The sequence below is a fragment of the Paraburkholderia sp. J94 genome (genome assembly GCF_905220285.1).
In the GTDB taxonomy this organism is placed as follows: Bacteria; Pseudomonadota; Gammaproteobacteria; order Burkholderiales; family Burkholderiaceae; genus Paraburkholderia; species Paraburkholderia tropica_A.
The window spans coordinates 519,575-533,941 of sequence record NZ_CAJMZH010000001.1 but is presented as its reverse complement, the minus strand read 5'-3'; the positions used below and the strand labels follow the sequence as shown (position 1 = coordinate 533,941).

Below are 14,367 nucleotides of genomic sequence, written 5' to 3'. Positions count from 1 at the left end.
TCGCTGGATGCCCGTTTGAGTCCTGCCCAGGCCCGACGCCGCGAGACCCGCGCGTCGGGCCTGGCTGTTTTCCCGCCCCGCCCGTTTCAGGACGAATTCGTTCGATTCCGTCCGAATCCGCCCGTTCCAGCACGCTGGAGCCGCCGACCTGCGCGCATCCGGTAAAATTGCGCGACGCGCGACTTCCGTCGCCGCCTGATCCATCCTGCAGCGCGCCCGCCCGCGCCGCGCGCTGCCCACGCCTTAGGGCGCGAGACCCCGTATGACGAAATCACCCACTGCCACGCCCTTCAGCGAGCTTGCGCTCGCGCCCGCCACGCTCGAGAACCTCGCGCGCCTCGGCTACGTCGAGATGACGCCGATCCAGGCCGCCAGCCTGCCGCTCGCGCTCGCCGGCCACGACCTGATCGCTCAGGCGAAAACGGGCAGCGGCAAGACCGCGGCGTTCGCGCTCGCGCTGCTCGCGCGTCTGGACGTGCGCCGCCAGGACGTGCAGACCGCCGTGCTGTGCCCCACGCGCGAACTCGCCGACCAGGTCACGCAGGAAATCCGCCGCCTCGCGCGCGCGGAGGAAAACGTCAAGGTGCTCACGCTCTGCGGCGGCACGCCCATGCGTCCGCAGACCGCGAGCCTCGAACACGGCGCGCATATCGTGGTCGGCACGCCGGGCCGCATCATGGATCACCTGGAGCGCGGCAGCCTCGACCTGAGCGCGCTGAACACGCTCGTGCTCGACGAAGCCGACCGCATGCTCGACATGGGTTTCTTCGACGACATCGCCAAGGTCGCGCGCCAGTGCCCGAAGGAACGCCAGACGCTGCTGTTCTCGGCGACCTATCCCGAAGGCATCGCGAAGCTGAGCCAGCAGTTCCTTCGTAATCCGAAGGAAGTCAAGCTCGAAGAACATCACGACGACAGCAAGATCCGCCAGCGCTTCTACGAAGTCACCGAAGACGAGCGCCTGCACGCCGTGGGCATGCTGCTCAATCATTTCCGCCCGGTCAGCACGATCGCGTTCTGCAACACCAAGCAGCAGTGCCGCGACCTGCTCGACGTGCTGCGCGCGCAGGGCTTTCACGCGCTCGCGCTGCACGGCGAACTCGACCAGCGCGACCGCGATCAGGTGCTGATCCAGTTCGCGAACCGCAGCTGCTCGGTGCTCGTGGCGACCGACGTGGCCGCGCGCGGTCTCGACATCGCCCAGCTCGAAGCCGTCATCAACGTCGACGTGACGCCCGATCCCGAGGTCTACGTGCACCGCATCGGCCGCACGGGCCGCGCCGATCAGGACGGCTGGGCGCTGAGCCTGTCGACCATGAACGAAATGGGCCGCGTGGGCGGCATCGAGCAGGCGCTCAAGCGCGAAGTCGAATGGCATCCGCTCGCCGAACTCAAGCCCGCCAGCGACGCGCCGCTGCTGCCGCCGATGGAGACCGTGCAGATTCTCGGCGGCCGCAAGGAAAAGATCCGTCCGGGCGATGTGCTGGGCGCGCTCACCGGCGAGGCGGGCTTCACCGGCGCGCAGATCGGCAAGATCAACGTGACCGATTTTTCGACCTACGTGGCCGTGGAGCGCAGCATCGCGCGCGACGCGGTGCGCAAGCTCAACGCCGGCAAGGTCAAGGGCAAGAAGGTGCGCGCGCGGTTGATGGACGAATAAACCGCGCGGGGCGGCCGCGCAAGTGCGAGCGGGCCAAGGAAGCTAAGCGGCCCGCTCGCGCGGCAGCACGAGTTCGAACACCGAGCCGCCCGCCGCCGAGGCGCGGTAGCGCGCCTGGCCGCCATGCGCGAGCGCGATCGCCCGCACAACCGACAAGCCGAGCCCCGAGCCGCCGAATTGCCGCGAGCGCGAAGCGTCCGCGCGCGTGAACGGCTCGAACACCTGTAGCGCGAATTCGGGCGCGAGGCCGGGGCCGTCGTCTTCCACGCCGAGCACGACCGTCTCGTCCGCCCGCGCGAGCGCAATGCGCAGCCGCCCCGGCACCGCATAACGTCGCGCGTTGTCGAGCAGCGCCAGCAGCGCCTGGCGGATGCGCGCGCCGTCGCACGGCACGCTCGCCGCCGCGAGATCGAGTTCGAGCACGAAACCCGCTTCGTGCAGCGCATCGGCGATCGACTCCACGGCGCGGCGCATTTCCACGTCGATACGCGTGGGCTCGACGCGCATCTCCAGCCGCCCGATGTCCTGCAAGGTCACGATATGCAGATCGTCGACGAGGCGCGTGAGGCTTTCCACCTGAAACAGCAGCCCGCGGATCTGCGTCTCGTCGGGCTGAAACACGCCGTCCTTCATGCCTTGCAGACGCCCGCGCAGGATCGTCAGCGGCGTGCGCAGTTCGTGCGCGATCGCCGCGTTCCAGGCCGTCATGTCGGCGGCCATGCGCTGCAGGCGTACCGCCATCGCGTTGAAATCGTCCACCAGCAGCGCCGTTTCGCCGAGCGAGCGGTCGCCCGGCTGCGCGCGCGCCGCGAGATCGCCCGCCGCGATGCTGCGCGCGCTCTGCGCGAGCGAATTCAGCGGCGCGAGAATGCGCCGCGCGAGCCGCGTCGCCATGATCGCCGCCACCACGAGCCCCGCCAGCAGCAGGATCGCGAAGACCAGATAGTCGCGCGGGTCCGGAATGAAAAGTTCTTCGGTCGTGAGCGGACCGTGCGGCGGCGCGAGCAGATACAGCAGCCCGTAGATCACGATCGAGCCCACGAACGCGATCAGCATCGTGATGCTCGACACCAGCCCCATCGAAAGCACGATCTGGCGCACGAGCCGTCCGCGCTGCTGCCGCGAGAGCGCGGACGAGGGGTCGGGGTGCGTCGGCTGCATCATGCTCCGCCCAGACGGTAGCCGACGCCGCGCACCACGGCGATCACGTCGGCCGCGCCTGCCTTGTCGAGTTTCTTGCGCAGGTTGCTCATGTGGCTGTCCACCGTGCGCTCGAGCGCGTCGCCGCCGGGCAGGCAGGCGTCGATCAGCTCGCTGCGCGTGAACACGCGATTGGGCGATTTGGCCATATGCGCGAGCACGCGGAACTCGGTCAGCGTGAGCGCGAGTTCGACGCCGCCTTGCGCGCTGGCATCAGGTTCGCCCGACTCCGCCGGACGCACGCGCGCCACGTAGCTCTGCGTATCGATTTCCAGTCGCCCCACGCGCAGCACCGGCTCCGCGCGCGAACCGCCCGTGCGCCGCAGCACCGCGCCGATGCGCGCGACCACTTCCACGGGATTGAAGGGCTTCACCACGTAATCGTCGGCGCCGATGCGCAAGCCTTGCAGACGGTCGATGTCCTGATCGAGCGCCGTGACGATCACCACGGGCGTGTCGCCGCGGCGGCGCAGTTCGGCGAGCACTTCCCAGCCGTCCTTGCCCGGCATCTTGATGTCGAGCAGCACGAGGTCCGGCTTGAGCAGCGGCTGCACGTCGAGCGCCGACTGGCCGTTGCCGACGCGATAGGTGCGATAGCCCTCGCGGGTCAGATAGGCATCGAGAATTTCGGCGATTTCGGGTTCGTCTTCGGCGATCAGAATCAGCGCGTTCATGGTGCGTCGCGTGCGTCGGGGCGGACCGCTCATCGTGAGCGCACGCGGGGCGCGCCGCAATCCGCTCCATCAAATCTCCATCATAGCTCAACAGTTTGACGCGCTTGCCGCGTTAGCCGACGCGCGCGTGGGCGTCGCCTGGCCTTGCGCACGGTCAGACGAAGTTGCATTTCGATGCCCCAGGCCGCGCGCTCCACGCGATCTCCACATAGCCTCCATGGTCCACGAACGGCCGCACGCGACGATTCACGCTCCGGCATCACGCCGCATCACCGCACACCATGAACAGACACTCGATGACAACAGCGGCCACGGCCGCCCTGCTGCTGGCACTCGCGGCCTGCGGAAAGTCGCACGGCGACGCCGACGCGCAAGCTCAGCCCCAGGCGCACGTGAGCGTGGTCACGCTGCACGCGCAAGCGGTGCCGGTCACGGTCGAACTGCCGGGACGCGTGGTCGCGTTTCTCGAAGCCGAGGTGCGCCCGCAGGTCGGCGGCCTGATCGAGCGGCGGCTGTTCACGGAAGGCGCCGAGGTCAAGGCGGGCCAGCCGCTCTATCAGATCGACGCCGCCAGCTACAAGGCCGCGCGCGACAACGCGCGCGCCGCGCTGCAACGCGCCGAAGCCACGATTCCGGCCGCCCAGGCGAAGGCTGCGCGCAACGCCGGGTTGATCGCGCAAAACGCGATCAGCCGTCAGGATTACGAAGAATCGATGGATGCGCTCGCGCAGGCGCGTGCCAGCGTGGCGTCCGCGAAGGCGGCGCTCGAAGCGGCGCGCATCGACCTCGACCGCACCACGATCCGCGCGCCCATCTCGGGCCGCATCGACCGCTCGACGCTCACGCCTGGCGCGCTCGTCAGCGCGAGCCAGAGCACGGCGCTCACGGCGATTCATCAGATCGACCGCGTCAACGTCGATCTCACGCAGTCGAGCGCGAGCCTGCTCGATCTGCGCGCGGCCGTCGACGCGGGCCACCTCGTGAGCCGCGAGGGCGGCGTGCCGGTCAAGCTGCGGCTCGAAAACGGCACCGACTATCCGCTCGAAGGCCGCCTCGAATTCGGCGAGTCGAGCGTGGCCACGGGCACCGGCACCTACACACTGCGCGCGACCGTGCCGAATCCGCGCCGCGTGCTGCTGCCCGGCATGTACGTGCGCGCGATCGTCGAGGAAGGCACGGTGCCCAGCGCTTACTTGCTGCCGCAGCGCGCCGTGAGCCGCAACGCGCGCGGCGAGGCGACGGCGCTGTTCGTGCGCGGCGGCAAGATCGAGCAAGTCGTGCTCGGCCACGCGCGCGAGCACGGCAACAACTGGATCGTGACACAAGGCGTGCGCGACGGCGATGCGCTCGTGGTCGAAGGCAGCCAGCAGGTGCGCGCGGGCGACGCGGTCGCGAGCACGACCGTCACGATCGACCCGGCGACCGGCAAGGTCCGCGCGGCCGATCGCGGCGCCGCCGCGAAGGGCACCCAAGACGCTCAAGACACGCAAGACACGAAGGCTGACCACGCCGCTCCGTCCGCCGCCACCCGCACCTGAGGAATCCCATGTCGGCATTTTTCATCAAACGTCCGGTGTTCGCGTGGGTGCTCGCGATCGTCGTGATGCTCGCGGGCCTGCTGGCGCTCAAGCGCCTGCCGGTCGCGCAGTATCCCGAGATCGCGCCCACCACGATTTCGATTTCGGCCAGCTACGCGGGCGCCGATGCGCAGACCATCGAGAACTCCGTCACGCGCGTGATCGAGCAAGGCCTCACCGGGCTCGACAATCTGCTCTATATGTCGGCGGGCTCGGACGCCTCGGGCGAAGTCGAGATCCGCCTCACGTTCAGCAACGCGGCGAATCCCGACGTCGCGCAGATGCAGGTGCAGAACAAGCTCCAGCTCGTGACCGCGCAGCTGCCTTCGGTCGTGCAGAGCACGGGCCTCACGGTCACGAAGTCGTCGGCGAGCTTTTTGATGGTGATCGGCATCGTCTCGAAGGACGGCAAGCTCAGCTCCGTCGATCTCGACGACTACGCGGGCAGCACGCTGCAAGACCCGATTCGCCGCGTGCCGGGCGTCGGCAATACGCAGCTGTTCGGTTCGAGCTACGCGATGCGGATCTGGCTCGATCCGAACCGCCTCGCCAAATACAGCCTCATGCCCGGCGACGTGGAAACCGCGCTGCGCGCCCAGAACGCCCAGGTCGCGGCGGGCCAGCTCGGCGCGCAGCCCGCACGGCCCGGCCAGCAGCTGAACGCGACCGTCACCGCGCAAAGCCGCCTGCAAACCGCGCAGCAATTCCGCGACGTGATCGTCAAGAGCGCCGCCGACGGCGCGCTGGTGCGCCTCAGCGACGTGGCGCGCGTGGAACTCGGCGCGGAAAACTACACTTACGCCTCCACCTACAACGGCATGCCGGCGTCCTCGCTGGGCGTGAATCTCGCGACCGGCGCAAACGCCATCGAGACCGCGAAGGCGATCAAGGATCTCATCGCCTCGCTCAAGGGCACGCTGCCGGCGGGCGTCGACGTGGTCTATCCCTACGACACCACGCCGTTCGTCCAGCTTTCGATTCACGAGGTGATGAAGACGCTCGTCGAGGCCATCGTGCTCGTGTTCGTCGTGATGCTGCTGTTCCTGCAAAACGTGCGCGCGACGCTGATTCCCACGCTGGCGATTCCGGTCGTGCTGCTCGGCACCTTCGGCGTGCTCGCGGCGTTCGGCTACTCGATCAACACGCTGACCATGTTCGCGATGGTGCTGGCCATCGGCCTGCTCGTCGACGACGCCATCATCGTGGTGGAAAACGTCGAGCGCGTGATGGCCGAGGAGCAGCTTTCGCCGCTCGACGCGACGCTCAAGTCGATGCGCGAGATCACCGGCGCGCTGATCGGCATCGCCACCGTGCTCTCGGCCGTGTTCGTGCCGATGGCGTTCTCGTCGGGCTCGACGGGCACGATCTACCGGCAGTTCTCGGTCACCATCGTCACGGCGATGCTGCTGTCCGTCGCCGTGGCGCTGATCCTCACGCCCGCGCTGTGCGCGACGATCCTGCGCCGCCCGCACGCGCATGACAGCGATGGCGCGGCGCACGGCGCGCCGCGCGGTTTCGCGGCCTGGTTCAACCGCGGCTTCGATCGCACCTCGCACGCCTACCGCGACGGCCTCGCGGGCATGCTCGCGCGCGGCAAGCGTTTTCTCGCGATCTTCGTGGCGCTCGTGGTGGCGATGGGCTGGATGTTCATGCGTCTGCCGGGCTCGTTTCTGCCGGTCGAGGATCAGGGCATTCTGCTGACCGCCGTGCAACTGCCGTCGGGCGCGATGAGCGAGCGCACGCGCGACGTGCTCAAGGACGTGAGCCGCTATTACCTGACCAAAGAAAAGGATGCGGTGGAAGGCGTGCTCGCCGTCGAAGGCTTCGGCTTCGGCGGATCGGGGCAGAACGCGGGCATGGTGTTCGTGCGCCTGAAGGACTTCGACGCACGCCAGTCCGCGAAGCTCTCCGCGCAGGCCGTGGCGCAGCGCGCGAGCGCCGCGTTCGCCGCTATCGGCGACGCCCAGGTATTCGCGCTGCTGCCGCCCGCCATCGACGGCATGGGCACTTCGAACGGTTTCGACTTCTATCTGGAAGACACCAACGGCGCGGGACGCGAGCGGCTCGCACAGGTGCGCGACCAGTTGCTGGGCGCCGCCGCGCGCGACAAGCGGCTCGCCAACACGCGGCCCACGGGCCAGGAGCCGACGCCGCAATTCGCCGTCGATATCGATCAGGCGAAGGCCAGCGCGCTCGGCCTGAATCTTTCCGATATCAACACGACGCTCTCGGTGGCCTGGGGCAGCGACTACGTGAACGATTTCATCGACCGGGGCCGCGTGAAGCGCGTCTACGTGCAGTCCGACGCCGACTTCCGCATGCAGCCGAGCGACCTCGACGGCTGGCACGTGCGCAACGCGAGCGACCAGATGGTGCCGTTCGCCTCGTTCGCGCAGGGCCGCTGGACCTTCGGTCCGACGCGGCTCGCGCGCTACAACGGCGTCTCCGCGCTGGAGATTCAGGGCGAGGCCGCGCCGGGCGTGAGTTCCGGCACGGCGATGCACGCGATCGATCAACTGGTCGCGCAACTGCCGCCGGGATTCCGCCACGAATGGACCGGCCTCTCGTATGAGGAACGGCTCGCGGGCGATCAGGCGGCGGCGCTCTATGCGATCTCCGTGCTGGTGGTGTTCCTGTGCCTCGCGGCGCTCTACGAGAGCTGGACGATTCCGTTCGCGGTGATGCTGACCGTGCCGGTCGGCATGGCGGGCGCGCTGCTCGCGGCGATGCTGTGCGGCCAGACCAACGACGTCTACTTCAAGGTTGGCCTGCTCACGACCATCGGCCTCGCGGCGAAGAACGCGATCCTGATCGTCGAGTTCGCGCTGGAACGCGAGGCGCACGGCGCGAGCCTGATCGACGCCACGCTCGACGCCGCCCGCCAGCGCCTGCGGCCGATCCTGATGACCTCGTTCGCCTTCATCCTCGGCGTTGCGCCGCTCGCGGTGGCGACCGGCGCGGGCTCGGGCGCGCAGAACGCCATCGGCATCGGCGTGATGGGCGGCATGATCGCCGCGACCGTGCTCGGCCTGTTCTTCGCGCCGCTGCTTTACGTGGCCGTGCGCATGGTTTTCTCGAAACGCAGGAGCACGCGCGCATGAACGCCGTCGAACCCAGGCTCACCATGAATCACGTCCGTCACCGTGCCGCGCGTGCGGTGCTCGCCGCACTGGTTATCGGCGCGCTCGCGGGCTGTGCGGTCGGCCCCGATTACCGCGCGCCCGAGGCCGACGTGCCCGCGCAATGGATTGGGCGCACCGGCACGCAGCAAGCCGGACACGCCGATCTGCAGCGCTGGTGGACGCGGCTCGACGACCCGCTGCTGAACGCGCTGATCGAGGAAGCCGTGCGCGGCAACCTCGACGTCGCCACCGCCGATGCGCGCGTGCGCGAAGCGCGCGCCGTGCTGCGCCAGGCGGGCGGCGCACTGTGGCCGTCGTTGACCGGCGGCGCCGCACTCACGCGCTCGGGCGCGGGCGCGACGGCCGCGAGCAGCGGCTCGTCGGGCAGCGCATCGTCGGGCAGCGGCTCGGACACGTCGTCGCTCGGCGCCCTCGCCGGAACCGGTCCGTCGAATCTGTTCCGCGCAGGCTTCGACGCCAGCTGGGAAATCGACGTGTTCGGCGGCAACCGGCGCGCGCTCGAAGCGGCGCGCGGCGGCCTCGACGCCGCGCAGTGGGATTTGCGCGCCGCGCAACTGACGCTGATCGGCGACGTGACCACGCGTTATGTCGAAGCGCGCGCCTATCAGGCGCGCCTCGCGCTCGCCCGCGCGACCGCCGACGCGCAGCAGGAAACCGCGCGCCTCACCGAAGTGCGCCACGCGGCGGGCTCGACCTCGGGACTCGACACCGCCAACGCCACGGGCGAGGCGCAATCGACGCAGGCGGCGATTCCGGCGCTCGAAGCCGCCTACGCCGAAAGCGTGCACAGCCTCTCGGTGCTCACGGGCCGCGCGCCGGGCGCGCTGCTCGAACGCCTGGACGCGCCGCGCGCCGTGCCCGCGCCCTCGGTGCCCGTGGCGCTGGGCGTGCCCGCCGACGTGCTGCTCGCGCGCCCCGACGTGCGCGCCGCCGAACGCCGCTACGCGCAAAGCACGGCGCGCGTGGGCCAGGCCGAAGCCGCGCGTTATCCGCGCGTGACGCTGACCGGCTCGCTGAGCACGTCGGGCACGCAGTTCGGCGACCTCGCGCGGCATTCGTCGATTGGCTGGTCGATCGGGCCGTCGGTGACGATTCCGCTGTTCGACGCGGGGCGGCTCAAAGCCGCCGTCGAGATCGCCGATGCGCAGCGCGACCAGAGTTTCATCGCGTACCGCTCGGCGGTGCTCACGGCGCTCAACGATGTGGAGAACGCCAGCGTCTCGCTCGCGCGCGAGAGCGAGCGCGTGCAAAGCCTGCAACGTTCCGCCGATGCCTACCGCTCGGCGGCCGCGATTGCGCAGTCGCTCTATCGCTCGGGATCGACGGGCTTTCTCGAAGTGCTGACCGCCGAGCGCTCGCTCTATGCCGCGCAGGACGCGCTGATCCAGAGCCGCGTGCTCATCGCGACCAACTACATCGCGTTGAACAAGGCGTTGGGCGGCGGATGGGATGGCGATGCCGGCGCGACGCCCGAGTAAGTCAATCGGCGAACACACCTTGTGAACGCAGCGCGCCGCGATGGACGGTGCGCGCGCCGATGGTACGATGCGCACCACCGTCAGCGAACCCGGACCCATCATGGCGCGCGAAAATTTCAGCGATCTCCTTGCCTTTCTCGCCGTCGCGCGCGAACGCAGTTTCACGCGCGCGGCCGCGCAACTGGGCGTGTCGCAATCGGCGCTGAGCCACACGATCCGCTCGCTCGAAACGCGGCTCGGCCTGCGCCTGCTCACGCGCACGACGCGCAGCGTCTCCACCACCGAAGCGGGCGAGCGGCTGTTTCAATCGCTCTCGCCGCGCTTCGAACAGATCGACGCCGAACTCGCCGCGCTCGCCGATCTGCGCGACAAACCGGCCGGCACGATCCGCCTCACCGCGACCGATCATTGCGTCGATACGGTGATCTGGCCGAAGCTCAAGCACTTCCTGCCGCAATATCCCGACATCAAACTCGAAGTGAACGTGGATTACGGGCTGCGCGATATCGTGGCCGAACGCTACGACATTGGCGTGCGCGGCGGCGACCAGGTCGCGAAGGACATGATCGCCGTGCGCATCGCGCCCGATCTGAAGATGGCGATCGTCGGCTCGCCCGAGTACCTCGCGAAACGCAAGGCGCCGAAGTCGCCGCAGGACCTGCTCAAGCACGACTGCATCACGCTGCGCCTCACGAGCGCGGGCGGCCTTTACGCGTGGGAACTGGGCCGCGACGGCGAGGAGCTTTCGGTGCGCGTGGACGGCCAACTCACCTTCAACACCGTGCCGCAGATGCTCAACGCGGCGCTCGCGGGCCTCGGCCTCGCCTTCATCCCGCAGGACGTCACGCTGCCCTACGTGCGCGCGGGCGCGCTCAAGAGCGTGCTCAAGGACTGGTGCCCGGAGTTTCCGGGCTACCACGCGTTCTATCCCAGCCGCCGCCAGTCGTCGCGCGCGCTCGGACTCGTGATCGACGCGCTGCGCTATCGCGGCTGACGGCTTGATCGGACGCGCAATTAGACCCGCATTCAGACCCGCATTCAGACGAGCTTGCGCCCTTCGATCGGATAACCGGGATCGGTATAACCGGGCGTCGAAGCGTGGCCCGGCGGCACGAGGCTGTCGATGAAGCGCTCGTCGTCGGCGTTCAGTTTGAAATCGAGCGCGGCCATATAGCTGTCCCAGTGCGCCTCGGTGCGCGGACCCGCAATCGCCGAACTCACGCAGCGATTGTTGAGCACCCACGCGAGCGCGAACGCGATGCTGTTCGTGCCGCGTTCGGCCGCGTGCTTCGCAATCTGCTGCGCGATATGCAGCGACTCCGGCCGCCACTCGGTCTGCTGGATGCGGCGGTCGCCACGACCCACGCGGCTGTCGGCGGGCGGCGGCGTATCGACGGCATATTTGCCGGTCAGCACGCCGCGCGCGAGCGGGCTGTACGGCACCACGCCCAACCCGTAATGCGCGGCGGCGGGCAGTTGCTCCACTTCGGCGGTACGGTCGACGATGTTGTAGAGCGGCTCGCTCGCGACGGGGCGATCGATACCCAGCTGATCGGCGAGACGCACGACTTCGGCGATGCGCCAGCCGCGGAAATTCGACAGCCCGAAATAGCGCACCTTGCCCTGGCGGATCAGATCGGCCACGGCGCGCACGCCCTCTTCGAGCGGCAGATCCGGCAGCGCGCGATGGAAATACAGCACGTCGATATAGTCGGTGCCGAGTCGCTTGAGGCTCGCCTCGACCGTCTGGAAGATCCACTTGCGCGATTGGCCCTGCTGATTCGGCCCCTGCGCCGGGCCCGCCGGAAAGCCGAACTTGGTGGCGACGACCCAGTCGTCGCGGCGCGCGGCGATGGCGCGGCCGACGATTTCCTCCGAGCGGCCCGCGTGATAGACGTCGGCCGTATCGATGAAATTGATGCCCTGATCGAAGGCCTTGTCGATGATGCGCACCGACGTGGCTTCGTCGGTTTCGCCGCCGAACATCATGGCGCCCAGACACAACGGCGACACCTTCAATCCACTGCGGCCCAGATTACGATAGTCCATTCGCTTTTGCTCCAAGGTTGCTGCGCGTCCCGTCGACGGCGTATTCGTTTGACTCGCTTATTAGAAGGCTTTCCAGCCATGAAATAAATACCGATGCGTGGCATGGCTTCATGAATGCGATTCATGAATAGATCGGTGCTGCCATCCTTAGCGGCTAACGCAATCCCCGAGCGATTCATGAATGGCGCTCATGAGGGCATGCGCCCGGAGGGTCTCAATCGAAACCGTCCGATCTGATAGAAATATCGCGTTTGCGCCCTCCCCAGCCAAGGATACCGATCATGCAGAAAACGCCCTCTCTCGCCGACATGCAAGCCGTCGCGCCCGCCTTCGCGCGCTACACGTCGGAGACCGTGCTCAACGGCCTGTGGAAGCGCCCCCAACTCACGCCGCGCGAGCGCAGCATCGTCACCTATGCGGCGCTCGTCGCGCGCAATCAGGTGGTCGAGCAGCCGCGCCACTTGCGCCTCGCGCTCGACAACGGCGTGACGCCCGCCGAAATCTCGGAGATCGTCACTCATCTCGCGTTCTACGCGGGCTGGGCCAATGCGAGCGCGGCCGTGGCCGCCGCGCTGCCCGTGTTCGAGGAACGCGAGATCGGCGCGAGCCAGCTCGCCGACGCCGTGCCCGATCCGCTGCCGCTCGACGAAGCCGCCGAAGCGCAGCGCGCCACGCTCGTCTCGCAACTGTTCGACGACGTCGCGCCCGGCGTCGTGCAGTACACCACCGACGCGCTGTTTCGCGACCTCTGGCTGCGCCCCGGCCTCGTGCCGCGCGAGCGCAGCCTCGTGACCGTGACGGCGCTGGTCGCCAATGGCCAGGCCGCGCAAATCACCTATCACCTGAATCGCGCAATGGACAACGGCCTCACGAAAGCGCAAGCCTCGGAAATCCTCACGCAACTCGCCTTTTATTCGGGCTGGCCCAATGTGTTTTCGGCGATGCCGGTATTCAAGGAAGTGTTCGAACGGCGCGGAGTCTGATTTTATTCCGGCATCCTGATTAATTATCAGCAGCGAGTCATGCATTCTGATTACTCGCCGCCGTGCCCCGCCTCTTTCCCCTCCGCAACGATTTCCCATTCCCTCTTCCCGCTGCGCGCCCAATAGCGCAGAATGGTCTGCAAACGCGTTTCGCGATTTCGAGCCTGAAAACAAGGCTTGAAATCGCGTCGCGTCCCACATTCTGGGCGAATCACCTCCCTCGGCCTCGAGCCGAACCGTCCAGGGCTCACGCAGACCACACAGGAGGAGACACGATGGACAACAAGGTGCTGACGCCCGCGAGCGCAGCGGCGGCCACCACACGCGCGAATTTCCGCTGGCGCGTGCTCATCTGGCTGCTGATCGGCGGCATCATCAATTATCTCGACCGCGCCAATCTCGCCATCGCCGCGCCCGGCATGATTCACGATCTCGGCCTCACGCGCACGCAGATCGGCCTGCTCGGCACCGTATTCGCCTGGACCTATGCGGTCATGCAATTGCCCGCAGGCTGGATCATCGACCGCTTCGGCGCCAAGCGCGCCTACGCGATCGGCATGATCTGGTGGAGTCTCGCCACGTGGCTCACGGGCGTGGTCGGTTCGATCGCCGGGCTCGTCGTGATGCGCGTGCTGCTCGCCGTGGGCGAAGCGCCGTGCTGGCCCACGTCCGCGAAAATCACCGCCGCGTGGTTTCCCGCCAAGGAACGCGGCTTCGCAACCGGCATCTGGGACTCGTCGTCGAAGTGGGGCCCGGCGCTCGCGCCCGCGTTGCTCGTCGCGCTGATGATCGCGTTCGGCTGGCGCTCGCTCTTTCACGTGACAGGCGCGATCGGCATCGTGTTCGCCGTGCTGTTCCTGATGCTCTATCGCAATCCGATGCAGAGCAAGCGGCTCTCGCGCGAGGAGTTCGCCTATATCGAAGCGGGCGGCGGCGGTCATGAGCAATCTCTCACGAACGCGCCGATCAAATGGCGCTCGCTGTTCGCTTCGCAAAGCGTGTGGGGCATGATTCTCGGCTACTTCTGCGCGATCTGGCTGTGGAATCTCTTTCTCGTGTTCCTGCCGCTTTATCTGCTCGACCGCTTTCACATCACGCTCGTGCAACTGGGTCTCTACGCGAGCATTCCGTGGTTCGGCGGCGCGGTGGGCGAAATCGTGGCGGGCTATGTCGCCACCAAACTCGTCGATGGCGGGCTCGCCACGCCGATCGTCGCCAAGCGGCTCATGATCGTCGTGACCTCGCTCGGCGCGGCCGTCTGCGCGGTGGCGCTGCCGTTCGTCGATAGCATCGGCGCCACCGTCACGCTGATGACGCTCGGCCTCGCCTGCATCGCGGCGACCATCGGCAACGCGTGGGCGCTCGCGGGCGACATCGCGCCGAATTCGATGATCGCCTCGGTCAGCGCGATCCAGAATTTCGGCGGCTATTTCGGCGGCGCGTTTTCGCCGGTCGTCGCGGGCTTCATCGTCGACCGCACCGGTTCGTATCTGCTGGCCTTCGTGATCGGCGGCGCGATCGCGGGCTGTGCCGCGCTGTTCTACTGGTTCATGGCGCGGCGCGCGATCGTGGACGCACGCGCCGCCTGAAGCGAGTTGAAGCG

10 protein-coding genes are annotated in these 14,367 nt (G+C 67.9%); 7 read left to right on the top strand and 3 right to left on the bottom strand.

Annotated features, from left to right (window positions below; all coding sequences use genetic code 11):
• Nucleotides 1-262 precede the first annotated feature (262 nt).
• A complete protein-coding gene (gene dbpA, locus U4Y88_RS02325; protein WP_224006136.1) occupies nt 263-1,660 on the top strand; it encodes an ATP-dependent RNA helicase DbpA in 1,398 nt (465 codons plus the stop codon).
• 42 nt (nt 1,661-1,702) lie between these two features.
• Here the strand turns inward: dbpA and U4Y88_RS02320 are convergent, their stop codons facing one another.
• Nucleotides 1,703-2,821 carry an ATP-binding protein gene (locus U4Y88_RS02320; RefSeq protein WP_321781942.1) on the bottom strand — a complete coding sequence of 373 codons (1,119 nt, stop codon included), beginning with the start codon at nt 2,819-2,821 and terminating at the stop codon, nt 1,703-1,705.
• On the bottom strand, nt 2,821-3,534 hold the full coding sequence (locus tag U4Y88_RS02315) for a response regulator (RefSeq protein WP_321781940.1): 714 nt from the start codon (nt 3,532-3,534) through the stop codon (nt 2,821-2,823). Before U4Y88_RS02315 ends, U4Y88_RS02320 begins: the two co-directional genes overlap by 1 nt.
• Before the next feature lie 296 nt (nt 3,535-3,830).
• Between U4Y88_RS02315 and U4Y88_RS02310 the strand changes: the two genes are divergently transcribed.
• The 4 genes from U4Y88_RS02310 (at nt 3,831) to U4Y88_RS02295 (ending at nt 10,726) form a co-directional block, all read left to right on the top strand.
• Nucleotides 3,831-5,072 (top strand): efflux RND transporter periplasmic adaptor subunit, encoded by a 1,242-nt coding sequence (locus U4Y88_RS02310; RefSeq protein ID WP_321781938.1) that lies wholly within the window; start codon nt 3,831-3,833, stop codon nt 5,070-5,072.
• Nucleotides 5,073-5,080: 8 nt separating this feature from the next.
• Nucleotides 5,081-8,212, top strand: a complete 3,132-nt coding sequence (locus tag U4Y88_RS02305; RefSeq protein ID WP_321781936.1) for an efflux RND transporter permease subunit — start codon at nt 5,081-5,083, stop codon at nt 8,210-8,212.
• On the top strand, nt 8,209-9,732 hold the full coding sequence (locus U4Y88_RS02300) for an efflux transporter outer membrane subunit (RefSeq protein WP_321781934.1): 1,524 nt from the start codon (nt 8,209-8,211) through the stop codon (nt 9,730-9,732). Before U4Y88_RS02305 ends, U4Y88_RS02300 begins: the two co-directional genes overlap by 4 nt.
• Nucleotides 9,733-9,832: 100 nt before the next feature.
• The gene (locus U4Y88_RS02295; protein ID WP_224006116.1) at nt 9,833-10,726 is read left to right on the top strand and encodes a LysR family transcriptional regulator; all 894 of its coding nucleotides are present in this window, start codon (nt 9,833-9,835) and stop codon (nt 10,724-10,726) included.
• Between the two features lie 44 nt (nt 10,727-10,770).
• On the opposite strand, the gene U4Y88_RS02290 is transcribed toward U4Y88_RS02295, so the two are convergent.
• A complete protein-coding gene (locus U4Y88_RS02290) occupies nt 10,771-11,781 on the bottom strand; it encodes an aldo/keto reductase (protein WP_310634056.1) in 1,011 nt (336 codons plus the stop codon).
• A gap of 281 nt (nt 11,782-12,062) precedes the next feature.
• Between U4Y88_RS02290 and U4Y88_RS02285 the strand changes: the two genes are divergently transcribed.
• Both U4Y88_RS02285 and U4Y88_RS02280 read left to right on the top strand, forming a co-directional pair.
• On the top strand, nt 12,063-12,764 hold the full coding sequence (locus U4Y88_RS02285) for a carboxymuconolactone decarboxylase family protein (protein WP_321781932.1): 702 nt from the start codon (nt 12,063-12,065) through the stop codon (nt 12,762-12,764).
• Between the two features lie 275 nt (nt 12,765-13,039).
• Entirely contained in the window at nt 13,040-14,353 is a 1,314-nt protein-coding gene (locus U4Y88_RS02280) for an MFS transporter (protein WP_310634058.1), read from the top strand.
• Nucleotides 14,354-14,367 lie beyond the last annotated feature (14 nt).